General features: G+C 63.2%; 27 protein-coding genes and 1 tRNA gene. 16 read left to right on the top strand and 12 right to left on the bottom strand.

Translation table 11 applies throughout. The annotated features are described in order from the left end of the window. Positions 1-175 precede the first annotated feature (175 nt). Positions 176-907 (top strand): sulfate transporter family protein, encoded by a 732-nt coding sequence (locus ACIQUG_RS20140; RefSeq protein ID WP_402323670.1) that lies wholly within the window; start codon positions 176-178, stop codon positions 905-907. A gap of 76 nt (positions 908-983) precedes the next feature. Then, positions 984-1,193, top strand: a complete 210-nt coding sequence (locus tag ACIQUG_RS20135; RefSeq protein WP_043626575.1) for a SlyX family protein — start codon at positions 984-986, stop codon at positions 1,191-1,193. Between the two features lie 80 nt (positions 1,194-1,273). On the opposite strand, the gene ACIQUG_RS20130 is transcribed toward ACIQUG_RS20135, so the two are convergent. From ACIQUG_RS20130 to ACIQUG_RS20120, 3 genes are all read right to left on the bottom strand, one after another. Continuing rightward, on the bottom strand, positions 1,274-2,266 hold the full coding sequence (locus ACIQUG_RS20130) for a BMP family protein (protein ID WP_034804831.1): 993 nt from the start codon (positions 2,264-2,266) through the stop codon (positions 1,274-1,276). A 304-nt stretch (positions 2,267-2,570) separates the two neighbouring features. Further along, positions 2,571-3,224, bottom strand: a complete 654-nt coding sequence (gene msrA / locus ACIQUG_RS20125; RefSeq protein WP_402323669.1) for a peptide-methionine (S)-S-oxide reductase MsrA — start codon at positions 3,222-3,224, stop codon at positions 2,571-2,573. Positions 3,225-3,263: 39 nt separating this feature from the next. Further along, positions 3,264-3,581, bottom strand: coding sequence for a membrane protein (locus ACIQUG_RS20120; RefSeq protein ID WP_043626572.1), 318 nt, complete (start codon positions 3,579-3,581; stop codon positions 3,264-3,266). A gap of 382 nt (positions 3,582-3,963) precedes the next feature. Between ACIQUG_RS20120 and ACIQUG_RS20115 the strand changes: the two genes are divergently transcribed. The 4 genes from ACIQUG_RS20115 (at position 3,964) to ACIQUG_RS20100 (ending at position 5,583) form a co-directional block, all read left to right on the top strand. Further along, positions 3,964-4,053 (top strand) — tRNA-Ser (locus ACIQUG_RS20115). A gap of 185 nt (positions 4,054-4,238) precedes the next feature. Next, positions 4,239-4,553, top strand: coding sequence for an ArsR/SmtB family transcription factor (locus ACIQUG_RS20110; RefSeq protein ID WP_402323668.1), 315 nt, complete (start codon positions 4,239-4,241; stop codon positions 4,551-4,553). Next, on the top strand, positions 4,550-4,906 hold the full coding sequence (locus ACIQUG_RS20105) for an SRPBCC domain-containing protein (RefSeq protein WP_402323667.1): 357 nt from the start codon (positions 4,550-4,552) through the stop codon (positions 4,904-4,906). Before ACIQUG_RS20110 ends, ACIQUG_RS20105 begins: the two co-directional genes overlap by 4 nt. Before the next feature lie 44 nt (positions 4,907-4,950). Continuing rightward, complete coding sequence (locus tag ACIQUG_RS20100) at positions 4,951-5,583, top strand: ATP-dependent Clp protease proteolytic subunit (RefSeq protein ID WP_192448204.1); 633 nt, start codon at positions 4,951-4,953, stop codon at positions 5,581-5,583. A 199-nt stretch (positions 5,584-5,782) separates the two neighbouring features. Here ACIQUG_RS20100 and ACIQUG_RS20095 read toward each other — a convergent pair whose 3' ends face one another. Next, a complete protein-coding gene (locus ACIQUG_RS20095; protein WP_402323666.1) occupies positions 5,783-6,433 on the bottom strand; it encodes a hypothetical protein in 651 nt (216 codons plus the stop codon). A gap of 166 nt (positions 6,434-6,599) precedes the next feature. Between ACIQUG_RS20095 and ACIQUG_RS20090 the strand changes: the two genes are divergently transcribed. The 3 genes from ACIQUG_RS20090 (at position 6,600) to ACIQUG_RS20080 (ending at position 8,706) form a co-directional block, all read left to right on the top strand. Further along, positions 6,600-6,905 carry a putative quinol monooxygenase gene (locus ACIQUG_RS20090; protein WP_402323665.1) on the top strand — a complete coding sequence of 102 codons (306 nt, stop codon included), beginning with the start codon at positions 6,600-6,602 and terminating at the stop codon, positions 6,903-6,905. Positions 6,906-7,009: 104 nt separating this feature from the next. Next, on the top strand, positions 7,010-7,882 hold the full coding sequence (locus tag ACIQUG_RS20085; protein WP_402323664.1) for a sigma-70 family RNA polymerase sigma factor: 873 nt from the start codon (positions 7,010-7,012) through the stop codon (positions 7,880-7,882). A 185-nt stretch (positions 7,883-8,067) separates the two neighbouring features. Beyond that, complete coding sequence (locus tag ACIQUG_RS20080; protein WP_402323663.1) at positions 8,068-8,706, top strand: class I SAM-dependent methyltransferase; 639 nt, start codon at positions 8,068-8,070, stop codon at positions 8,704-8,706. A gap of 38 nt (positions 8,707-8,744) precedes the next feature. On the opposite strand, the gene ACIQUG_RS20075 is transcribed toward ACIQUG_RS20080, so the two are convergent. Beyond that, positions 8,745-9,560 carry an aminotransferase class IV family protein gene (locus tag ACIQUG_RS20075; RefSeq protein WP_402323662.1) on the bottom strand — a complete coding sequence of 272 codons (816 nt, stop codon included), beginning with the start codon at positions 9,558-9,560 and terminating at the stop codon, positions 8,745-8,747. A gap of 93 nt (positions 9,561-9,653) precedes the next feature. Here ACIQUG_RS20075 and ACIQUG_RS20070 point away from each other — a divergent pair, with 93 nt between their 5' ends. Further along, complete coding sequence (locus tag ACIQUG_RS20070; protein ID WP_402323661.1) at positions 9,654-10,007, top strand: MerR family transcriptional regulator; 354 nt, start codon at positions 9,654-9,656, stop codon at positions 10,005-10,007. A 29-nt stretch (positions 10,008-10,036) separates the two neighbouring features. Here the strand turns inward: ACIQUG_RS20070 and ACIQUG_RS20065 are convergent, their stop codons facing one another. Beyond that, positions 10,037-10,435 (bottom strand): DoxX family protein, encoded by a 399-nt coding sequence (locus ACIQUG_RS20065; protein ID WP_402323660.1) that lies wholly within the window; start codon positions 10,433-10,435, stop codon positions 10,037-10,039. Positions 10,436-10,439: 4 nt separating this feature from the next. Further along, positions 10,440-10,733 (bottom strand): hypothetical protein, encoded by a 294-nt coding sequence (locus ACIQUG_RS20060; RefSeq protein ID WP_402323659.1) that lies wholly within the window; start codon positions 10,731-10,733, stop codon positions 10,440-10,442. 44 nt (positions 10,734-10,777) lie between these two features. On the opposite strand from ACIQUG_RS20060, the gene ACIQUG_RS20055 reads away from it, so the two are divergent. From ACIQUG_RS20055 to ACIQUG_RS20045, 3 genes are read left to right on the top strand one after another with little or no spacing between them, the layout of a single operon-like run. Further along, positions 10,778-11,110 (top strand): ArsR/SmtB family transcription factor, encoded by a 333-nt coding sequence (locus ACIQUG_RS20055; RefSeq protein ID WP_402323658.1) that lies wholly within the window; start codon positions 10,778-10,780, stop codon positions 11,108-11,110. Position 11,111: 1 nt separating this feature from the next. Further along, on the top strand, positions 11,112-11,588 hold the full coding sequence (locus ACIQUG_RS20050; RefSeq protein WP_402323657.1) for an SRPBCC family protein: 477 nt from the start codon (positions 11,112-11,114) through the stop codon (positions 11,586-11,588). Between the two features lie 12 nt (positions 11,589-11,600). Next, positions 11,601-12,224, top strand: a complete 624-nt coding sequence (locus tag ACIQUG_RS20045) for a dihydrofolate reductase family protein (RefSeq protein ID WP_402323656.1) — start codon at positions 11,601-11,603, stop codon at positions 12,222-12,224. Positions 12,225-12,400: 176 nt separating this feature from the next. On the opposite strand, the gene ACIQUG_RS20040 is transcribed toward ACIQUG_RS20045, so the two are convergent. The 4 genes from ACIQUG_RS20040 to ACIQUG_RS20025 all read right to left on the bottom strand — a co-directional run bounded on the left by ACIQUG_RS20040 (position 12,401) and on the right by ACIQUG_RS20025 (position 16,011). Continuing rightward, a complete protein-coding gene (locus tag ACIQUG_RS20040) occupies positions 12,401-13,330 on the bottom strand; it encodes a hypothetical protein (protein WP_402323655.1) in 930 nt (309 codons plus the stop codon). 50 nt (positions 13,331-13,380) lie between these two features. Further along, on the bottom strand, positions 13,381-14,187 hold the full coding sequence (locus ACIQUG_RS20035) for a MerR family transcriptional regulator (RefSeq protein ID WP_402323654.1): 807 nt from the start codon (positions 14,185-14,187) through the stop codon (positions 13,381-13,383). Between the two features lie 104 nt (positions 14,188-14,291). Further along, positions 14,292-15,488 carry a CmlA/FloR family chloramphenicol efflux MFS transporter gene (gene cml, locus ACIQUG_RS20030; RefSeq protein WP_402323653.1) on the bottom strand — a complete coding sequence of 399 codons (1,197 nt, stop codon included), beginning with the start codon at positions 15,486-15,488 and terminating at the stop codon, positions 14,292-14,294. 241 nt (positions 15,489-15,729) lie between these two features. Next, complete coding sequence (locus tag ACIQUG_RS20025; protein ID WP_402323652.1) at positions 15,730-16,011, bottom strand: BON domain-containing protein; 282 nt, start codon at positions 16,009-16,011, stop codon at positions 15,730-15,732. Positions 16,012-16,250: 239 nt separating this feature from the next. Between ACIQUG_RS20025 and ACIQUG_RS20020 the strand changes: the two genes are divergently transcribed. After that, entirely contained in the window at positions 16,251-17,195 is a 945-nt protein-coding gene (locus ACIQUG_RS20020; protein WP_205239500.1) for an AEC family transporter, read from the top strand. A gap of 149 nt (positions 17,196-17,344) precedes the next feature. Here ACIQUG_RS20020 and ACIQUG_RS20015 read toward each other — a convergent pair whose 3' ends face one another. Continuing rightward, positions 17,345-18,028: a cytochrome c family protein gene (locus ACIQUG_RS20015; protein ID WP_192448190.1), complete on the bottom strand. Its 684-nt coding sequence runs from the start codon at positions 18,026-18,028 to the stop codon at positions 17,345-17,347. A 156-nt stretch (positions 18,029-18,184) separates the two neighbouring features. Here ACIQUG_RS20015 and ACIQUG_RS20010 point away from each other — a divergent pair, with 156 nt between their 5' ends. Both ACIQUG_RS20010 and ACIQUG_RS20005 read left to right on the top strand, forming a co-directional pair. After that, positions 18,185-18,940, top strand: a complete 756-nt coding sequence (locus ACIQUG_RS20010; protein WP_402323651.1) for a 3-deoxy-manno-octulosonate cytidylyltransferase — start codon at positions 18,185-18,187, stop codon at positions 18,938-18,940. Between the two features lie 26 nt (positions 18,941-18,966). Beyond that, a complete protein-coding gene (locus tag ACIQUG_RS20005) occupies positions 18,967-19,821 on the top strand; it encodes a prephenate dehydratase (RefSeq protein WP_043611803.1) in 855 nt (284 codons plus the stop codon). Positions 19,822-20,147 lie beyond the last annotated feature (326 nt).

Genomic DNA, 20,147 nt, shown 5'->3' with positions numbered 1-20,147 from the left:
TGCTGCCGGCATCCCATATGTCTACAATATCGCCGCTCCCGGCGTTTTCCATGCTTCCCTTAGATGAGGTGCATGAATCTTGCATAAAGACGGATGCCTGCCGGAACGATCTTGTCGCCGGTAGTGCCTCTGCCTACATGCACCATCGAACCTTGGCTCATGCTGGAGAGCGATGATGATCCTGGACGCGGCGCGGCTGTCGCTTGCCAACCTGTTTGCACCCGAGACCCGATCGGTCTTCTGGAAGGTGCTGGGGCTGACGATCCTTGCGCTTGTCGCCCTGTGGTTTGCGGTGCGCGAGGTGTTCGTCTGGCTGGCCTTGCCCTGGATCGACACGCTGATGCCGGGCACGCCCGTCTGGGCCGGCTGGCTGACCTTCGTGCTCGGCATCTTCGCAAGCCTTGGCCTGGCCCTTGTGCTCGCCTTGCTTCTTGCCCCCGTCACCGCGCTCATTGCCGGCTTCTTCCTCGACGACGTCGCCGATGTCATCGAGAAGCGTGACTATCCGAACGAACCCCAGGGCCGGCCGCTGCCGCTCGGCGAGGCGATTGCCGGCTCGCTCAAGTTCCTGGGCGTCGTCATCCTCGGCAACCTCCTGGCGCTCGTGCTGCTGCTCGTTCCGGGCGTCAATCTCGTCGCCTTCTTCCTGGTCAACGGCTATCTGCTCGGCCGCGAATTCTTCGAGTTTGCGGCGATGCGTTATCGCGCGCCGGCGGAGGCGCGGCTCTTCCGGGAAAAGCATCGCTCGACCGTCTTTCTCGCCGGGCTGCTGCTCGCCGGCTTCCTGGCGGTACCCTTCGTCAACCTTTTGACGCCGCTCTTTGCCGCCGGCCTGATGGTGCACCTGCACAAGCGGCTCTCGGCGAAAGATCCCGGGTTCTCGCTGCGTGTCGCGGCGAAGGCATAAGGCTCTCGCTTGACATAAGGCCGGCGGTGGCCAATCTGCCGGCAAACGGCGCCGCGCGCCCATGGAGTTTGCAGGAATGAGCAACACGGACGAACGGATCACCCGCCTCGAGGAGACCGTGGCCCACCAGGCCAAGACTATCGAGGAGCTTTCCGATCAGCTTGCCGAGCAGTGGAAGGTGGTCGAGCAGACCCGCGCCAAGCTCGACCGGCTGACCGAAAGGTTCCTGACGCTCGAAGAGCAGTCGCTCGACGCGCCGGCAATCACGAAGCCGCCGCATTACTGATCGCCACGACAGCGACAGGACAAACAAAAGGCCGCCGGTCCAATGAACCGGCGGCCTTTTTCATGACGCAAGCGCTGCTCTTAGTAGGGGCAGGACTCGTCGCTCATGTAGTCGTGGACCTGGACCTTGCCGGCAATGATTTCGGCCTTCACCTTTTCCACCGCGTCGAGCATCTCAGGCGTGATCAGCGCCTTGTTGTTGTCGTCGAGGGCATAGCCGACGCCGTCTTCCTTGAGGCCGAGGTTGGAAATGCCGAACTCGAACTTGTCGTTCTTGGCCGCCGTGAAGGCTTCGTAGACGGCAACGTCGACGCGCTTCAGCATCGAGGTCAGGACCTTGCCCGGCTGCAGGGCGTTCTGGTTCGAATCGACGCCGATGCCGAGCTTGCCCGCGTCCGCAGCTGCCTGCAGAACGCCGACGCCGGTGCCGCCGGCTGCGTGGTAGACGACATCCGAGCCCTGGTCGATCTGGGACTTGGCGATTTCGCCGCCCTTGACCGGGTCGTTCCAGGCGTCCGGCGTCGTGCCGGTGTAGGCTTCCAGAACCTTGACGTCAGCGCCGGTCGACTTGGCGCCGCCAACGTAGCCACAGGCGAACTTGTGGATCAGCGGAACATCCATGCCGCCGACGAAGCTGACGGTCTTCGACTTGGAAGCGAGACCGGCGAGAACGCCGACGAGGTAGGAGCCTTCCTGTTCCTTGAAGACGACCGACTTGACGTTCGGCTTCTCGACGACCATGTCGATGATCGCGAACTTGATGTCCGGATATTCCGGGGCGATCTTTTCGAGCGAAGCCGCCCAGTTGAAGCCGGCCATGACGATCGGGCTGTTGCCGTCGCTGGCGAAGCGGCGCAGCGCCTGTTCGCGCTGGGCGTCGTTGGCGATTTCGAACTCGCGGTATTCGACACCCGATTCCGTCTTGAACTTCTCGGCGCCGTTAAAGGCAGCCTCGTTGAAGGATTTGTCGAACTTGCCGCCGAGATCGTAGATGATCGCCGGCTTGATGTCGGCGGCCAAGGCCGTCGCGGACATCATCGAAAAGGCAAAGAGACCGAGAATTGTTTTTTTCATCGTGCAGCCCTGTTGTCGCTATTGATCTTATTGGGTCCTCCCGCCGGCTCCCTGACGGAAGCCTGTCTGCGGAACCCACCCCCTTCTCCTTGGGGCTAGGGTGGCGCATCCTTGCACGGTCACGGCAAAAAAACACTCAAAATTTTTCAGATGGTAAAAATTGAAGCTACGGATACCGGCACCCGTAAGGCACCGGTTCTGTTGCGTTTTTGAGATCCTGGCGAGGTGTCCCGACCGGCCCGGCGCGGCCTCAGGGTTGTGGGTATCGCGACCGCACGCGGAATACCACCCGAGGGGTATGCGTCTAGTGCCCGATCGGGCAGCTGACGCCGGTGCCGCGCAGGCCGCAATAGCCGCTGGGGTTCTTGGCCAGATATTGCTGGTGGTAGTCCTCGGCGAAATAGAACGCGCCCGCCATGCCGATCTCGGTCGTAACCCTGCCGCCGTGGTTGGCGTGCTTCAGCGCGGTCTGGAACGTGGTGCGCGCGGCCTTGGCTTCGGCCAGCTGCTCGTCGTCATAGGCATAGATCGCCGAGCGGTAGGTGGTGCCGATGTCGTTGCCCTGGCGCATGCCCTGCGTCGGGTCGTGTTCCTCGAAGAAGGTCCTGAGCAGGCTCGCGAGCTTCACCTTTTCCGGATCATAGACGACCAGGACCACTTCGGCATGGCCGGTAAGCCCGGTCGTCGTTTCCTGATAGGTCGGGTTCGGCGTCAGCCCGCCGGCGTAGCCGACCGCCGTCACGTAGACGCCGGGGATGTTCCACAGCAATCGTTCGGCGCCCCAGAAACAGCCCATGCCCAGAAGGATGCGCTTGGTGCCGTCGGGGTAGGGGCCTTTCAACGGCCGGCCGGAAACGAAATGCGTCTCGGCCGTGGGGACCGCGGCGTCACGGCCCGGCAGTGCCGTCTGCGCGTCCGGCATGATCGTCTTCTTGTTGAACATGTCGATCAGGAACATCAGCATACTCCTTTCGATGCGAAGGTGGCCCGCGCCGTGTCAGGCGGCGAACCGTCCAGCCGCCGGCCGCTTCTTGTATCCGGCCATCCACAGGATCAGGGCGATCAGCGCCAGCACCGCGAAGGCCGGCTGCTGCAGCAGCCAATGCAGCATCCCGTGCCAGATCGTCGGTGCGGTATCGGAACGTTGGGCAAACTGGACCCAGCTTGCCGTGTCGGCGCCAAGCGCCTCCAGGTCGTCGCCGAGCGACGTCATCACCAGTTCCGATGCGGCGACCGACTGGATCGCGTCGACGGCACCGGCAAGCACGGCGGCAAACAACACGATGGCGCTCGCCAGCCTCAATAGAAATCGCATCGCACGGCATTCCCTTCAATTCGCTGGCTGGCGCCCAGTCATCGGCTCGGCGCGTCGCCCCGCCGCATCTTCTCCGATCGCCCGTGCCTCGGACAAGGCCCGGCAATGAAAATATGCGGCAACCTGCAGGCCGGAGGATGTGGCCGAGACCGGCCGGACGCATCGGACACGCCCTGACGCAAGAGATAAGCCCCTTGCCCGGAGCGCACAATGGGAACCGGAAACCCGCTCGCGTCACAAGATGTCAATAATCTGTCAGAAAGCAGTTGATCCCGGGCAAATCATCGGTATATAGACGCGCGTCCGCCGGTTCTAAGCTGGCTGACGCCGAAGGGCCCCGCCCTTCCCATCCAGCCGGATTGACCGTCGGCTGCTGACGGATGGACAGGTGGCCGAGTGGTTGAAGGCGCACGCCTGGAACGCGTGTATACGTGAAAGCGTATCGAGGGTTCGAATCCCTCTCTGTCCGCCATTTCCTCCTCGTTCTGCTTCCCATGCCAATGCGTTCACAGCGCTACCCATTCCTGTCTGCTGGCAGGTATCGATCCGCGGCGCCTTGACCGCATCTTGCGGCGCGCAAAAGCCCGATCCTTTCTTTTCTCCTCCTGCTGAACAGCGCACTTGTCATTGAGATAAGTCCGTGCTTATGTGTTGTTTATGATCGAGAACGAGATATTCCGAGCCCTGGCTGACCCGACGCGCCGCGCCATCTTCGAGAAGCTTGCCGACGGAAGCAAGAATGCCAGTGCCTTGCGGGAAGGCATGGACATCAGCCAGCCGGCGATGTCCCAGCACATTTCGGTGTTGCGGAGTGCCGGGTTGGTGAAGGAGCAGCGGCAAGGCCGGTTCGTAAACTACGAAGTCGATCCCGACGGACTGGCCCAAATTGCGCAGTGGCTTGCGAAATACCGTGCCTACTGGCCCGCACGCATCGAAGCGCTCAAGATCTTGCTGAAGGATATGGACCAATGAACCGTGAAAGCAGCGCCCCGAACGAAGGCAGCCTCGAGCTGGAATACGAACTCGACGAGGCGCCGCAGAAGGTCTGGCGCGCGATCAGCATCCCGGCGTTTCGTGAAAACTGGCTACCGAAGGAGGCTTTGGCTGATCCCGAAGGCGCCGTTGTCGTGCCTGGCGAGGAGGTCCGCTACAGGCTGCGCGAAACCGAGGCTCCGTATCTCGAAAGTACCGTCACCTTCCGGATCGCGCCGATCGGTTCCGACAGAACCAGGCTGCAGATCGTGCACGAACTGCCGAACGTTCGCAGCGGTCGCGTGATCAGGAAGGCCGCAAACAACAACGATACCCTCATGCTCGCCGCGTAAGCCGACGAGCTTCCCCACAAACTCTGGATGAATGGAGTTCGCCGATGCGCGAAGCGATGCAACTCGTCCCTATGGTCGTTGAGCAGTCGAATGGTGGAGAGCGATCGTTCGACATCTATTCCCGCCTGTTGCGCGAGCGAATCATCTTTCTCAATGGTGAGGTGAACGACACGGTCTCCGCGCTGGTCTGCGCCCAGATGCTTCTTCTCGAAGCGGAAAACCCGAAGAAACCCATCCATCTCTACATCAATTCGCCGGGCGGCGTCGTGACCAGCGGTTTCGCCATGTACGACACCATGCGCTACATCCGGGCGCCGGTGCATACCTTATGCATGGGGACTGCACGCTCCATGGGTTCGTTTCTCCTGATGGCCGGTACGCCGGGACAGCGGGCCGCCTTGCCCAATGCCAGCATCCTCGTGCACCAGCCATCGGGCGGTTTTCAGGGCCAGGCATCCGACATGCAGATCCATGCCGAAGAGATCCTTCGCACCAAGCAGCGCATGACGCGCCTCTATGCGGAGCATTGCGGACGAACCTACGAGGAGTTCGAGCGCGCCATGGACCGGGACCGTTTCATGACCGCCGAGGAAGCTCTGGAGTGGGGGCTGATCGACACCATCCTCAAGGTTCGCGACGACGGCGAGCCGGTGGCCGCCGGCGGCTTTGCTCTCTGACGGTCGGTCTCTGTGTGGGCTGGCTATCGGCCGATAACGGATGGTCTCCGCACAAGCCGTCTGGGAACACTGCTCCGTTGAGGGAGTATGTCTGTGTAGAGGGCGCGTGTCCTCTGCGGCCCGCAGATATGTAACATCCCGTATCCAAGATTTGGGTCAGCATCTCTCGGTCGAGGTTAGGCTCCGCGTCAGTTCGAGCTTACTCCGCCTGACAGCATCCCACCATCGCGCAGGCGCGCCCATAGAGCCGGTCCGTTACGTCGAGCCACCAATTGGCCACCGCCAGAACATCCCGTATGGTCTCTAAAAGCGGCCCCTCGATCTTTCCCATCACTTCTGCGAGGAGCGGATTAAGCGCCTGGCTGGGGTCGGTCAGAGCCGTTGCAATCAAATCCTGATGTTCGGAGAGATTGATGGCGGCCGCGGCGTTTTCCGGATCAAAGTATGGAATGCCGAGATTCGCCAGAAGGGCTGATACAACGAGCTTGCACAATGCCTTGCAAAGTTTGCAGGAGAACTCTTCCTTGGCCTCGTGAAATGCCTTCTTGAAAAAGCCGACGGTGGCTCGAAATGCCGAGCCGGCATGGGATTTGATCGACAGTTTGAAGCTTTCGATCGCGGGCCCCGCCCGGAGAATATAGAGCTCCACCCTGTCTCGAAGCCGATCGCCCGCCAAATTTTCGGGAGTGTTGCGCGTGTAGACGAGGCCGCGCAGCTTCTCGATCAGGATGACAACGTAGCCGTCATCCTCCGTTATAAGGAGCTCACGGTTGTACAGATATTCCCCTTCGCCCTCGATTTGGATGATCTCAAGCGCGTTTTCCCGGAACGTACTCTCGCTCAGAAACATCGTTCAGCCTCCCATTCTCTCAGAAGTTGAGATTAGCGCATCGCAACTTTGGTCGGAATTCGCCTAAAAGTGGTATGAAGCATGGCTGGGGAAAAATCTTCGCGCGCGCGATCCGTTTCGCCTCTTCGCTTCGTCTTTGCTGCATCCGCAACGAAGGAGAAGCACCATGGCCACTGCACCCGTCACTCTCGTCAACGTTCTGAAGGTCGAACCCGGCAAGCAGGCGCAACTGATCGCGCTTCTGAAGCGCAACATCGATACCGTCATCCGCACGCTCGACGGCTGGCGGACGAGCCGGCTGATCGCCGCCAGGGACGGCACAAGTGTCATCATCTATTCGGAATGGGAGACGCCCGCGGCCGTCGAGGCGATGCGCGCCGATGCCAGGATGAAGGCCTATTTCCCACAGATTCTCGAACTGGCGAGCCTCGAATCGGTCGTCGGTGAGGTGGTTCTCAGCGATAACAGGTGACGCTGCACGGTAGTCCGCTGCCAGGACCGGTCGCGATCAATCAGGCAGCGGACATTTTCTTTCGTCCACGCTATCGTCCGAACCGGACGCCTGGAGATATCCCGATGGAACTCGATACCATGAATGCGGAAGACTTCGAGGATCGGCTGAGGGAACTCCGGCCGCGGCTGCATCGCTATTGCGCGCGCATGACCGGCTCGGCCGTGGATGGCGAGGACGTGCTGCAGGACACGTTGATCAAGGCCGTGCAGGCACGGGCGGATGGCGTGAAAGTGGACAATCTCGAAGGCTGGCTGCTGCGCATCGCCCACAACACCAGCCTCGATTTTCTGCGCCGACGGTCCCGGCACAAGATCGTCCCGCTTTTCAATGACATGGAAGACGCGCCGCTGCCCGAGGCGGACATCGTCGCGGTCGGCTTTCAAACCTTCCTGCAGCTGCCGGAACTTCAGCGCTGCGCCGTGATCCTGAAAGATGTGCTCGGCCATTCGATCGAGGAAATCGCCGATATCGCCGACTGCACGCCGGCGGCGGCCAAGTCGGCGCTGCAGCGCGCCAGGGTGGCGCTCCGGCAGCTGGCCCAACGCCGGGAAGATATGCGGCTGCCGCTGATATCCGATGCGAACCGGCAGAAAATGGCAAGCTTCGTGCGCTTCTTTCAGGGCGGCGACTTCGACGCCATCCGCGCCATGCTGGCCGACGATGTGAAGCTTGAGCTGGTCAACAGGCTGAAGCTGGAGGGCCGCGAGGGGATCGGCCGCTATTTCACCCGCTACGCGCAGGAGACGCGGTGGCGTTTTGCGCTGGGGGCGATCGAAGGCCGGCCGGCCATGCTGGTTTTCGACAGTGTCGGCCCGATGGAAAAGCCGGCGCACTTCGTCGTTCTCGACTGGCGCGGCGACGAGATCGGCGCGATCCGCGACTTTCTCTTCGCCCCCTATGTGCTTGAAACCGTCGATTGGGTTGGGCTCGCTTGAGTGGCGGAAGAGCGGCTCTTTGCCGATTGAGGGGCGGTTCTTCGCCAACTGTTGACGGTCCGCGCTACTGCTGAACCTTCGCTGGTGTCGGCAGCCGTTGGGTCTTGGCAGGTTTCGCTGGCCGGTCTCGCACCAGCCCGGGCGTCGCAGCGGGGGGGACTGGTTGCGATCTGGGGAGAGGCAGCATGAGTTTGGCGAGCGACGCGCGTTTCTGGGACCGGACGTCGCGGCGATACGCCAAGGGCACGATCGCGGACCCGGCCGCCTATGAACACACGCTCGACCGCACCCGCGCCTTGCTTCTACCCGATGACCGGGTGCTTGAACTTGGTTGCGGCACGGGAACGACGGCGTTTCGGCTGGCGGGCGATGTGCGCGATTATCTTGCGACCGATTTTTCGACCGAGATGATCGCCATTGCTCGGGAGAGGTATGCCGTCGACCTGGTTCCGAATCTCGCCTTTCGCACCGCGACGGCCGAAACGCTTGCGGCCGAACGCGGACAGTTCGATGCGGTGCTGGGCTTCAACTACCTGCATCTCGTACGCGACCTGCCCGCCACGCTCGACAACATTCACACCCTGCTTGCTTCCAGGGGAGTGTTCATCTCCAAGACGCCCTGCGTCGGCGACATGAACCCGCTCGTCCGGCTCCTGCTGCTGCCGGCGATGCGGGCGGTCGGCTTGGCGCCCTATGCGGGAGCCTTCAGTGCGGCCGAGCTCAGCCGGCACATTGTCGCTGCCGGCTTCGAACTTCTGTCGGCGGAAAATCACGCATCGGCGAGCAACGACAACCGCCCCTACATCGTCGCTCGCAAGCGCTGAAGACCGGAGCGGTGGCGCCGCCCCGGTCTTGATGCGTCCTAGACGCGCGCAGCCGGTTCGGCGGCATGTGCCCGATGCAGCAGGCTGATAAACGCCTCCGCGTCCGGGATCGCCGTCGAGCCGATGGCGCTGACGGCGATGCCAGGCGTCCAGGAATTGAGCACCGCGGCGCCGGAGAGCGTCTTCAGCCGGTCGAGGGTGACTTCCTCCTGCCGCTGCGGAACGCCGAGACGTTCGAGTTGCCGCTGGACCGTGCCCATCATCGTGCCGGTCAGCATCTCGGCCTTGGGCCAGATGACGGCTTCGCCATCCCAGAAGACCAGATTCCAGATCGTCGCCTCACTGAGATGCCCTCGACGGTCGATGAAGGCGGCATCGTCGAAGCCCTGCCTGATCGCCTGATGCAGGTAATAGGTCTTGCCGGATTCTCCGACGTGCTTGATGGCCGCGAGCGGGCGTTCGTGCTCGACGACGGCGAGCCTGAGCGGTCCCTTCGGCCCGTTGGAGGGCGGGCCGCTGCGTACGAGGACCGAGAGGTCTCCCTGCATGCTGTCGGCGGTGAACTCGCCATCCGGCGAATACACTGTGACGGTCAGGGACTGGTCGGCCGGGCCGGCGTCGACCGCGGCCCGGATGCGGGCGCGCAGGGTTTCTTCCGGCACGGCACGGCCGAAAAATTCGATCGACGCGCCGTGCAGGCGCTTGAGATGCAGGTCCAGGCCCTTGATCCTGTGGTCCCGGACCTGGATCGCCGTGAAGTGCGCGAAGCCGGCGAAGGCGAGCGCAGTCAGCTCCGCCGCGTCGGCCGGGCGGCCGTCGATTGCTGCCGGATAGTGGTGGGCTTCGGTCGCCATGATTTTGCTCCTGGGTGCGGTTTGCATAAGGGAGCCATAGCTTTAAGGTCTGACAGCGCTGTCAGAGTCAAGGGTGTGTTGAAGGGTGATTGCATGAAGATCGGCGAGCTGTCGAAACGGACCGGCGTCAGCATCCGGATGCTGCGCTACTACGAGGCGGAAGGTCTGTTGAAGCCGGAGCGCACCGAAAGCGGCTATCGTGATTATGACATGGCGGAGGTGCGCACCGTCGAGCGCATCAAGCTGCTCGGGGCCGGCGGCATGACCCTTCCGACGGTCCTGCAGTTCCTGGCCTGCGTGCGCGGCGAGGGGCCGATTTTCGAGCCCTGCGACGAGTTGCGGGTGACGTTGCGCCAGCAGATCCGCCTCGTCGAGGAAAAGACGGAAAAGCTGGCGCAGAACCACACTGTGCTGACGAGCTTCCTGGCCGAGATCGGCGAAGGTTGAGCCGCCCGCCGAGCCGCCGTTGTTGACGTTCAACGCCTGCGCGACAGGATCGATACCAGCGTCAGGCCGCCGATCACCGAGACGTGCTCCAGCGCAACGGTCATGTCGCGGAAGGCCTCTTCGCCCTGCTTCAGCCAGAAGGGATGGGCGAGCGGGACCGTCAGCACGGTGAAGACGGCGAGCGCGCCGGCGGCAAGCCAGACCCAGCGGTTGAGGATGATCAGGAGAGAGGCGCCGATCTGCAGGATCAGCGTCGCCGTATTGAACAGCCATCCCGGCGTCAGGCCGAAGCCTTCCATGACCGCGGCGTTGGCGTTGAAGTCGAAGAGCTTGGCAAGGCCGCTCGACCAGAAGACGAGCGTCAGCAGCACGCGGGCGAGGATGCCGAAGGTGCGCGAATCGAGAATGCTTGCGATAGGGCCGGACATCGGATCATTCCTTCCTTGCCGTGAGGAGGGAGGCGTTGCGCGCGCTTGTACTTGGCAATACCGGCCCGGTGGCGAGGCCTGCGAGCCAGTCGGCGGCGTTCGATGCGCCGCCGGGCTCGGCGATGCCCGCGGATGCCGTGCCGGTCCCGGTATTTTCAGTCCTCATTTGGTTTTTGAATGCCACGTCGGCCCCCTTGTCCTGTTGAACCGACAGGGTTTGTAGAATCTCAACCACGCTTGAGGTCAAGAAAACGCGATGTGACAAATTGGCTGCCGCCGGTGGCTTCGCGTCGATCAATAGTTAGCTCTTGCGCTAAGTATTTGCGCATGATACTTAGCCTTATGGAACAGTATTCAGACCGATTGGACGTGATCTTTCAGGCGCTCGCCGATCCGACCCGGCGTGCGGTGCTTTCGCGGCTCGGCGGCGGTCCGGCGAGCATCAGCGATCTCGCCAGACCCTTCGACATGGCCCTGCCTTCTTTCATGAAGCACATCCACTTCCTCGAAGGCAGCGGGCTCATCCGCACGCACAAGCAGGGCCGGGTGCGCACCTGCGCGATCGAGAAGGCGCAATTTGCTGCAGTCGAAACCTGGCTCTCGGCGCAGCGCGCGCTCTGGGAAGGCCGTGCCGACCGGCTGGAAAAATTCGTCACTGAACACGAGGAGCAATGACATGACCCGCTCTCCCGATCCTGAACTCGACCTGACGATGGCCCGCGTCATCAAGGCGCCACGCGCGACCGTCTGGCGCGCCTGGAGCGATCCAACGCGGCTCGAGCAGTGGTGGGTTCCCGAGCCGGCAAGATGCAAGGTGATCGACATGGATCTCAGGCCCGGCGGCAGTTTCGTGACGCGGATCAGCGAAGGCGGCGGCGCTTTCGTGCCGCATATCGATGCCTGCTTTCTCGCGGTCGACGAACTCTCGCGCATCGTCTTCACCGACACGCTGCTTGCCGGCTGGCGCCCGGCGGAAAATGCCTTCATGACGGCGATTATCACCCTCAGCGATCATCCTGGCGGTACGGAGTACGCCGCCCATGTGATGCATCGCAGCGGCGCGGACCGGAGGATGCACGAGGAGATGGGCTTTCACGACGGCTGGGGAACGGTCGCCGGGCAACTGGCCCGGTTCGTCGAGCAAACCCACTGAGGAGACGATCCCATGCGCAACATCGTGCTGCAGATGATGACGACGCTGAATGGCCGCCTCGACGATCCGCTTGCCTGGATGGGCACGGTGGTCGAGGAACAATACCGGGCGATCGACCGCCTTTACGCCGGCTACGATACGGTACTGGTCGGCCGCACGACCTATGAGGAGATGGTCGGCTACTGGCCGGGCGCACTGAACGACGAGTCGGGCGGCGAGACCAATCGGGTGATGGCAGGGCGCATGCACGACTATCGCAAGATCGTGTTCTCCCGCACCGGTGAGCAGGCAATCAGCCCCTGGCACAATGCCGAGCGGGCGGTGGTTCCTGATGATGCGGCGCTCTCGCGCTTCCTGACCAGCCTTAAGGCTGAACCCGGCCGGGATATCCATCTGTCCGGCGGCGCGAGCCTGGCACAGACCGTGATCGGCCTCGGCCTCGTCGATCGCTACCACTTCTTCGTCTACCCGGTCGTATCGCCGGGCGAACCATGGTTCGCCCGGCTGCGTGACAAGAACGAGCTGCGGCTGATCGGCAGCGAGCACTACGACAACGGCGTCGTCGGGCTCCACTACGAGACGGTGCGCGACCCAAAGTCGGCGCGCCCGAAAAGCTTCTCGGAGCTCATTGCCTAAAAGCAATTCCAGGAAAAGTGCGCAGCGGTTTTCCGTCCGGAATTGCGCCCAGCAAGACAAGCCAATTCCAGGAAAAGTGCGTAGCGGTTTTCCGTCCGGGATTGCGTCAGCGAGACAAGCAAATTCCAGGAAAAGTGCGCAGCGGTTTTCCGTCCGGAATTGCGCGGCTTGTAAGTTCATTCCCCGGCTTGCAGGGCGGAGAGCAGCCGGTCGTAGGTCGGCGCCAGCAGGCGCAGGCTTTCGGCCGCCTCGGCATCCTTGCGCAGGACTAGCGGATACTGCAGCGCGCCGATCAGCCGTGCCTGCTCGCCGGCGATGGCGGCGGATTTGGCAAGGCCCGCCCGCGCCAGGCAGGATGCCGCGTCGCCGGCGCGGCGGGCGCCGACGCGAACGGCGAAGTGCACGAGGTGAGCCCGCAGGTTCTTGTCGCAGTTAGCTTCGATCCGAGCGGCGAGCGCTTCGGCAGCGTCGGCATTGCCAAGGCTGCCCACCGGCACCAGCCGGTCCGTGGTCATCGAGAGCCAGTGGATGGCGGCCGGCACCGAGGCGCGAATTGCGTCGATCTCGCTCACGTCGGCGACACAGGAAAATCCCCATCGCATGGTGTAGGGGTCGCCATAGCTCAGCGTCTCGGCGCCCCAGGCCGTCATGAAATCGTGGAGCGGCAGGGAGGCGTAGGGATATCCCTGCGGGTCGTGCATCAGCACGCGCGTCTCGTCCAATGCGAGGACCACGACGTAGTGATCGGCCTCGATCGGTCCTGTCATGCCGGGCTGGTGCCGCAGATGCCCCATCTCCACCGGGCCGACCCAGACGGGGCCATCCTTCAGCGCCGAGCGCAGGCGGGAAAGCGCGTCCTCGGGCTCGCCGCCGCTGCTGACCTGCGACGTCCAGCCGAGCGCCTTCAGCGCGCCGTCGAACCCCGCCTCCGGATCCCAGCCATAGGGATCGAAGAACGGCAGTGTGCCGCCGACGATCTGCATGCCGAAGGGACTGCCGGTGGCAAGCTCGATGGTCGAGGTCGAGGGTGCGGCCTCGCCGAACATCATCGCGAACGAGTTGGCGTAGCAATAGGGGCCGGAACCCACATAGGAAAAGTGCTGCATCGGTTGGTCCTTGAATCGAGGGGGAGTAATTGGGACGTGCGGGGATTGGCTTAGCGCACGATGGGGTAGGCGACATCGAAGCGGGCGCTGCCGCTGCCGGGGTAGATTTCGTAAGGGCTGCCGAAGCAGCTGAGGTCGTCGCCTTGCTCGAACCAGGCTTCGATCGCGTCATAGACGCGAAGCACGGCCGGAAAGGTCTCGAACGGTTCGGCCACGGCGAGGAACGCTTCGCGCCCCGCCGGCTGGAGGCGGATGCGCAGATCGCCAGTGGGTTCGAGACTGCCGTCATAGCCGATCGCGACCTCGACGAGACCCTTCCCGTCGTGATTGACCGGCTCATGGAAATGCAGCGTCATTGGCCCGTCGTCGCTCTTGCCCGACTGCGCAAGATAGCCGCGGATCTCCGCTTCGGCGCTTTCGGTGAAGGCCTCGAGCGCATCCACCGTCACATGGTTTTGGCGATAGACGATTTTCGAAGGCGCGACGTCGCGCACGGCAACGGCGCTGACAAGCGGATCGTCGCCGCCGCTCGATTGCCGGATGATGGCCTCCACCAGCTCGCGCTGATCCTCGAGCCGCTTGCTCTGCACCTCCAGCCAGGCGCGCAGCTCCGTCAGGCGAACGTCGGGCTGAAGATCGATCAGCCGCGCGATCCGGGCGATCGGCAGGCCCAGCTGCCGCAGCCGGGCAATCAGTCTGGCGCGGCTTGCCTGCGTGGCGGCGTAGTAGCGGTAACCGGTTATGGGATCGACATGGGCAGGCACCAGCAGGCCCTGCTCGGCATAGAGCCGGAGCGCCTTCGGCGACAATCGTGTGGCGGCGCCGAAGCGGCCTGCGAGGAAGTAGGAATCGGTCATGAGAGCAGTCTGGGGCCAGCCCTAGGGGCGAGGTCAAGGGGCATGTTGCCGTCTTTCCGGTTGAAGACCTCCCGGAGCGGGCGACCGCTCCGGGAGGGGCAGGGCTATCGATTTTTGCGCCGGTCGAGAAACGCCAGCGCCAGCAGCGTGATTGCCGCCATGCCCAGGCAATAGCCGACGAGCGGCCAGGCCGTATCGCCACCAAGCAGCAGCACGGCGCCGGTGCCGACAAGGCTGACGATCAGGCTCTGGATCGAGAAGTAGAGCGCCACCGCCGTCCCGGCGATGGCATCGAAGGCCTTGAGCGCCCCATTGGCGGTGACCGAGGCGGTCATGACGATGCCGAAGGCGATCACCCACATCGGCAGCACGAAGCTCTCGAACGACGGAGCGGCCAAGACTTCACCCGCGCCAAGCAGTAGCCCGCCGAGGATGATCAGCGCCATGCCGCGGGTCAGGCAACCGGCTGTCCCGTAGCGGGCGACGAAGCCCCTGGCGAAGCGCGTGGCGATGATCATCACGACGGCAGCGGTGGCGAAGGCCAGGCTGAAGCCCAGCTGCGAATAGCCGGCGCGATCGATGAGCAGGCGTGGGGCAGTGGAGAAGAACACGAAAAACGCGCCCATCGCCGTGCTGAAGCCAAGCGTGTAGGTCCAGAAGGCGCCACTTGTGAGCATGGGCATGAAGCTCGGCTTTGCCGGTGCAGCGGCGTCGGGCCGGGTTTCCGACCAGCGCGGCAAGGCCTGGCCGAGTGCCGCAAGGCCAAGAACGCCGAGCGTCACGAAGATCGCTTGCCATCCGAAAGCGCCGGCGATCAGCGCGCCGGCGATCGGCCCGAGCGCCGGCACGAAGGAGAGCATAGCGCTGAAGAGGCCATAGATAGTCACGCCTTCCGGACGCGCGCCATAGACGTCGCGCACGGTCGCGAAGGTCGCGACCAGCGCGGCCGAGGCGCCGGCCGCCTGGACGAGCCGTAAGGCGACGAAAACCGGCGCCGAGGTGGTTGCCGCCAGTCCTAGCGACGACAGGGCAAACAGCGTCGCGCCGCCGAGAAGCACGGGCCGGCGGCCGAAGCGGTCGGACAGCGGGCCGAACAGCAGCTGGCCCAGGCCCAAAAGCAGCATGTAAAGGCTGAGCGTGAGCTGGACGACTGCCGGCGACGTGCCGAGAATGCCCGGCATGTCGGGCACGACGGGCAGATAGATATCCATGGCGAGCGACGCCAGGATGTCGAAGGGCGCCATCAGCAGAAGGGCTGCCGGCAGCGAGTAGGACCAGGTGGGGGAATTACGATTGGGCATGATGATACATCCGCGCAAATGAAAACATTCGGCGGCGATCTGCCACTTCATCAACTGTTCTGAGTGTGAGCCGACAGACGCCGCAACAACTTATTCAACCGTTGTTGCGGCTTACCTGGTTGCTGACGGGTCGGTCCTCATCTGCGGCTCCTATGGCGGCTCTCTGGCGGTAGCGCCAAGCCTGCCGAAATCTCATGCCGGCATGTCCTATCATCCGGATTTCCGCACGGCAACCGCTCGCTCAGCTATCAGCCTCGCCCGCGCCCGGCGTCACTGCCAGCCGGTTCTCGACGCTGGTGACGCCGATCACAGACGCTGCGGCGTCGCCGGCACAGGCGATGTCGGACGCCTGCGCCACATGGCCGGAAAGCACAACGACCCCGCCGAGCGCCATCACCGAGATGTCGCGCGTATCGATCATCGCCGCGTACTGGATGTAGCGCAGCACCTTGTCGGCGAGCGCATCGTCGATGAGATGCGGATCGTCGTCCCTATGTGCGTATATCGGCTTCTCTGTCGGCATGGCTCGTTCCTCATGCTGTTTCGGAACGCCTGCGGGCGGTGAATGTTCCCCTCTCTCTGCCGGCTGTTCGCGCGCTTGCGGCGCAGGTGCGAACAACGTTATTGCTGGCAGGACCACTCCAGGAGCCGGAAGAGGAAAGCATCTGCGGTCTTCCGCCCGGCTCCCGCTCACCTCATGACAACCGACCCCGAAGACTTGGATCGATCCGCTCCAAGGCCATCGTGATCCAGGGCCCGCGCATGTCCGACATCTTCCAGAACGTCCTGCCCATCTTCATCCTGATCCTTGCCGGCTGGCTGCTGGTGCGCCTGAAGTACCTGAAACCGGCCGTCGGCGAAGCCCTGGGCGATTTCGTCTTTCGCGTCGCGGTGCCCATCCTGCTGTTTCGCACGATCGCCGAGGCGGATTTCAAGGACGGTTCGCCCTGGCCGCTCTGGGTCGCCTATTTCTCGGGCGTTGCGGTCACCTGGACGTTGGGACACGTGGCGGCGACGCTCGTCTTTAAGCGGGATGCGCGCATGGGCGTTCTCGCCGGCGTCTCCTCCGCCTTTGCCAACACGGTCTTCATCGGCCTGCCGCTGGTGTCACGCATCGTCGGCGAGGAGGGCATCGTGGCGATCTCGATCCTGCTTTCGGTGCATCTGCCGGTCATGATGATCGCGGGCACGCTCCTGATGGAGCGTGCGGAGCGGCGCGCCGGTGGCAAGCCGGGGCAGAGCCCGCTGCAGCTCCTGGCCGGGGTCGCCCGCAATCTGGTGCGCAACCCGCTGGTGATCGGCCTTGCCTGTGGTGCCGCCTTCCATCTTGTCGGCCAGCCGCTTGGCGGTCCGGTCAAGACCGTCGTCGATCAACTGGCATCGATGGCCGCACCCGCGGCGCTGATCTCGATTGGCATGGCGCTGGATAAGTACGGCCTTGCCGGCAATCTCGGGCTCGCCTCCGTCACGAGCGCCTTGAAGCTCGTCGTCATGCCGGCGGTCGTCTATGCGAGCTGCCACCTGCTCGGCCTCAACGACAACTGGACGACGGCGCTGGTGCTGACGTCGGCCGTTCCGACGGGTGTGAACGCCTGGCTGATCGCCAACCATTTCAATGTCGGCCATGGTCTGGCGTCCTCGACGATCACGCTGACGACCGCGCTCGGCGTCGTCAGCGTTTCGGTCTGGGCCTATCTGCTGATGTGATTGTCGCACTTTCCGGCAAACTGTTTCGCCGGAGAGGGGTGGATCCGTCCCAACATTCCGTGCGCACCATCCGTCGCTGTGCCCGAATACGAAAAAGGCCCGGCGCGAGCCGGGCCTTTTTGCAATGGGGTCGTTTCCGACCGCTGAGCTTATTGCGCCGGTGCCGGCTGGCCTTCGGCCGGCTTGGTCTCGGTTGCCGGGGCTTCGGCCGGCTTTGCACCTTCGGCGCCAGCAGCCGGAGCTGCTTCGCCGGCAGCCGGTGCGGCTTCGGCAGAACCGGCTGATGCGTCCGGCAGTGCTGCCGGAGCGTCGGCCTGCTCGCGCAGCCAGGCAATCAGGTTGGCGCGCTCGTCGGGCTTCTTGACGCCGGCAAAGCCCATGGCGGTGCCCGGAACGTGCTTCTTCGGTGCTTCGATAAAGTAGCTGAGGTGGTCGTAGTCCCAGACGACCTTGCCGCCTTCGGCAAACGTCTTCATGCCGGCCGAGTAGCTGAAGCCCTCATGCGAAGCGATCGGGCGGTTGACGAGGCCCCAGAGGTTCGGACCGACTTTGTTTGCGCCGCCCTTGTCGGCGGTGTGACAGCTCGCGCATTTCTTGAACACGGCTTCACCGGCAGAAGCATCGGCCTTGAGCAGCAGCGGCTTGATGTCGACTTCGACTTCTGCGGCACCGCCGGCACCGGCTTCAGACGTGCCTTCTTCGGCGACGATCGTAAAGCCTTCCTTTTCGGGAGCTTCGGAATGGAAAATGCCTTCCGATGCAATGGACACGGACATCAGAACGAAGACCGTTCCCAGAAAGGCGCCCACGCCCATGTTCACATATGAATTCATCTGCAAACGCTCCCTTTGCCACCGGCGCAAACAAAAACCCGGCCTATCTTGAAATCGCGCGGAACCTATGTCTTTTGGCTCTGCGTTGCAACAGTGATTATCGGCCCCTAACTGAGACTTATTGACACTTTCGGCGGGGTTTTTGAAGGCCAGATCATGAATCGCGAAAATTCAGGTAAAGTCATCGTGCTCATTCCGGCGCGCATGGCTTCGACACGCCTACCCGGAAAGCCGCTCGCCGACATTTGCGGCCTGCCGATGATCGTCCAGGTAGCGACCCGAGCGCAGGAAGCGGACGTCGGCCGCGTCGTCGTTGCCGTCGACGACCAGCAGGTCTTCGACGTGGTGCGCGAGGCCGGCTTCGAAGCGATCATGACCCGCATCGACCACCAGTCCGGCTCCGACCGGATCTACGAAGCGCTGCAGAAGGCCGATCCGAACAGCGAGGCCGAGATCGTCATCAACGTCCAGGGTGACCTTCCGACGGTCGAGCCGGCATCGATCCGCGCGGCGCTGAATCCGCTCGAAAATGCCGCCACCGATATAGCGACACTGACGGTGGCTATCACCGAAGAGAGCGAGAAGACCAACCCGAACATCGTCAAGGTCGTCGGTTCGCCGCTTTCGGACACGCGCCTGCGCGCGCTCTATTTTACCCGCGCGACCGCGCCTCATGGCCAAGGCCCGCTCTATCACCACATCGGGCTCTATGCCTATCGCCGCCAGGCGCTGGAGCGTTTCGTCTCGCTTCGGCCCTCCGTGCTCGAGCGCCGCGAATCGCTGGAGCAGCTGCGCGCGCTCGAAGCCGGCATGCGCATCGATGTCGAGATCGTCGATTCGGTCCCGCTTGGTGTGGACACGCCGGTGGAGCTGGAAAAGGCCCGCCGCATCCTGTCCGCCCGTAACCGCTGATATCAGAACCTGAGAAGGACGCTACCGTGACCGCCAAGACCAACAGGATTTCCTTCCAGGGCGACTATGGCGCCAATTCCGACATGGCCTGCCGCGACATGTTCCCGTCGATGGAGCCGTTGCCCTGCCAGACCTTCGAGGATGCCTTCGTCGCGGTCGAGAACGGTGATGCCGATCTCGCGATGATCCCGATCGAGAACACGATCGCTGGCCGCGTTGCCGACATTCATCACCTCCTGCCGGAATCGCGGCTGCACATCGTCGGCGAGTATTTCATGCCGATCCGCTTCCAGCTGATGGTGCTGCCGGGTGTCACGCGAGACGAGATCCGCACCGTGCACAGCCATATCCATGCGCTTGGCCAATGCCGCAAGATCGTGCGTTCCAACGGCTGGAAGCCGGTCGTCGCCGGCGATACCGCAGGCGCGGCAAAGCTCGTTTCCGAAAAGGGCGACCGCTCGATGGCAGCGCTCGCGCCGCGGCTGGCCGCCGATCTCTACGGCCTCGAAATCATCGCTGAAAATGTCGAAGATACCGAGAGCAACGTCACCCGCTTCGTCGTCCTGTCCCGCGAAGAGCAGCGCATATCCCGGACCAGCGACGAAGAGCTGATCATCACCACCTTCGTCTTCAATGTCCGCAACATCCCGGCAGCGCTTTACAAGGCCATGGGCGGTTTCGCCACCAACGGCATCAACATGACCAAGCTCGAGAGCTACCAGCTCGGCGGCCGGTTCGTGGCGACGCAATTCTATGCGGATATCGAAGGGCACCCGGACGATGTCGGCGTGCGCCACGCCATGGACGAGCTGCGTTTCTTCTCCGAAAAGGTCCGCATCCTCGGAACCTATAACGCACACCCGATGCGCGGCGTCCTCTGAACAGATCCGCTTCGGCGCCAGACTTCTGAGAGAAAAGCCTGCGCAGGCAGGCGCCGACCGCCTCCGGCAAAGCCGTGGCGCGGTCGCTTTCGTTTGCCCGCAGCTTTGCCCTCAGCTGGAGGCTGCAGGTCCCGGGTGCGCCTGATTTCTAGTCAAAATAAAGCCTATGGTTGCGGTCTTCTTGCGCCGTGTATTCGCGGATCTGCCATCTGGCTAAGATTTTTACAGCATCACGCTTAAGTCCTGCGCGTTCCGTCCACAATGATTCTCCGAGAGAATCATTGGTTTCGCCACGCCCTACGGGGGCGAAAGTGGCAAAAGTTCGT

This window comes from Ensifer sp. NPDC090286 (assembly GCF_044769565.1).
GTDB lineage: Bacteria > Pseudomonadota > Alphaproteobacteria > Rhizobiales > Rhizobiaceae > Ensifer.
The sequence above is the reverse complement of the archived record's forward strand: the minus strand, read 5'-3'. Positions and strand labels throughout refer to the sequence as shown.

Excerpts from the sequence above, each read along its gene's own strand:
- ACIQUG_RS20040 (WP_402323655.1), bottom strand. The coding sequence starts at position 13,330 with ATGCAGCACTTTTCCTATGTGGGTTCCGGCCCCTATTGCTACGCCAAC.
- ACIQUG_RS20110 (WP_402323668.1), top strand. The coding sequence starts at position 4,239 with ATGATCGAGAACGAGATATTCCGAGCCCTGGCTGACCCGACGCGCCGC.
- ACIQUG_RS20050 (WP_402323657.1), top strand. The coding sequence starts at position 11,112 with ATGACCCGCTCTCCCGATCCTGAACTCGACCTGACGATGGCCCGCGTC.
- ACIQUG_RS20015 (WP_192448190.1), bottom strand. The coding sequence starts at position 18,028 with ATGAATTCATATGTGAACATGGGCGTGGGCGCCTTTCTGGGAACGGTC.
- ACIQUG_RS20120 (WP_043626572.1), bottom strand. The coding sequence starts at position 3,581 with ATGCGATTTCTATTGAGGCTGGCGAGCGCCATCGTGTTGTTTGCCGCC.
- ACIQUG_RS20095 (WP_402323666.1), bottom strand. The coding sequence starts at position 6,433 with ATGTTTCTGAGCGAGAGTACGTTCCGGGAAAACGCGCTTGAGATCATC.
- ACIQUG_RS20055 (WP_402323658.1), top strand. The coding sequence starts at position 10,778 with ATGGAACAGTATTCAGACCGATTGGACGTGATCTTTCAGGCGCTCGCC.
- ACIQUG_RS20085 (WP_402323664.1), top strand. The coding sequence starts at position 7,010 with ATGGAACTCGATACCATGAATGCGGAAGACTTCGAGGATCGGCTGAGG.
- ACIQUG_RS20010 (WP_402323651.1), top strand. The coding sequence starts at position 18,185 with ATGAATCGCGAAAATTCAGGTAAAGTCATCGTGCTCATTCCGGCGCGC.
- msrA (WP_402323669.1), bottom strand. The coding sequence starts at position 3,224 with ATGTTCCTGATCGACATGTTCAACAAGAAGACGATCATGCCGGACGCG.
- ACIQUG_RS20100 (WP_192448204.1), top strand. The coding sequence starts at position 4,951 with ATGCGCGAAGCGATGCAACTCGTCCCTATGGTCGTTGAGCAGTCGAAT.
- cml (WP_402323653.1), bottom strand. The coding sequence starts at position 15,488 with ATGCCCAATCGTAATTCCCCCACCTGGTCCTACTCGCTGCCGGCAGCC.
- ACIQUG_RS20035 (WP_402323654.1), bottom strand. The coding sequence starts at position 14,187 with ATGACCGATTCCTACTTCCTCGCAGGCCGCTTCGGCGCCGCCACACGA.
- ACIQUG_RS20105 (WP_402323667.1), top strand. The coding sequence starts at position 4,550 with ATGAACCGTGAAAGCAGCGCCCCGAACGAAGGCAGCCTCGAGCTGGAA.
- ACIQUG_RS20025 (WP_402323652.1), bottom strand. The coding sequence starts at position 16,011 with ATGCCGACAGAGAAGCCGATATACGCACATAGGGACGACGATCCGCAT.
- ACIQUG_RS20020 (WP_205239500.1), top strand. The coding sequence starts at position 16,251 with ATGTCCGACATCTTCCAGAACGTCCTGCCCATCTTCATCCTGATCCTT.
- ACIQUG_RS20070 (WP_402323661.1), top strand. The coding sequence starts at position 9,654 with ATGAAGATCGGCGAGCTGTCGAAACGGACCGGCGTCAGCATCCGGATG.
- ACIQUG_RS20045 (WP_402323656.1), top strand. The coding sequence starts at position 11,601 with ATGCGCAACATCGTGCTGCAGATGATGACGACGCTGAATGGCCGCCTC.
- ACIQUG_RS20140 (WP_402323670.1), top strand. The coding sequence starts at position 176 with ATGATCCTGGACGCGGCGCGGCTGTCGCTTGCCAACCTGTTTGCACCC.
- ACIQUG_RS20090 (WP_402323665.1), top strand. The coding sequence starts at position 6,600 with ATGGCCACTGCACCCGTCACTCTCGTCAACGTTCTGAAGGTCGAACCC.
- ACIQUG_RS20080 (WP_402323663.1), top strand. The coding sequence starts at position 8,068 with ATGAGTTTGGCGAGCGACGCGCGTTTCTGGGACCGGACGTCGCGGCGA.
- ACIQUG_RS20130 (WP_034804831.1), bottom strand. The coding sequence starts at position 2,266 with ATGAAAAAAACAATTCTCGGTCTCTTTGCCTTTTCGATGATGTCCGCG.
- ACIQUG_RS20065 (WP_402323660.1), bottom strand. The coding sequence starts at position 10,435 with ATGTCCGGCCCTATCGCAAGCATTCTCGATTCGCGCACCTTCGGCATC.
- ACIQUG_RS20075 (WP_402323662.1), bottom strand. The coding sequence starts at position 9,560 with ATGGCGACCGAAGCCCACCACTATCCGGCAGCAATCGACGGCCGCCCG.
- ACIQUG_RS20135 (WP_043626575.1), top strand. The coding sequence starts at position 984 with ATGAGCAACACGGACGAACGGATCACCCGCCTCGAGGAGACCGTGGCC.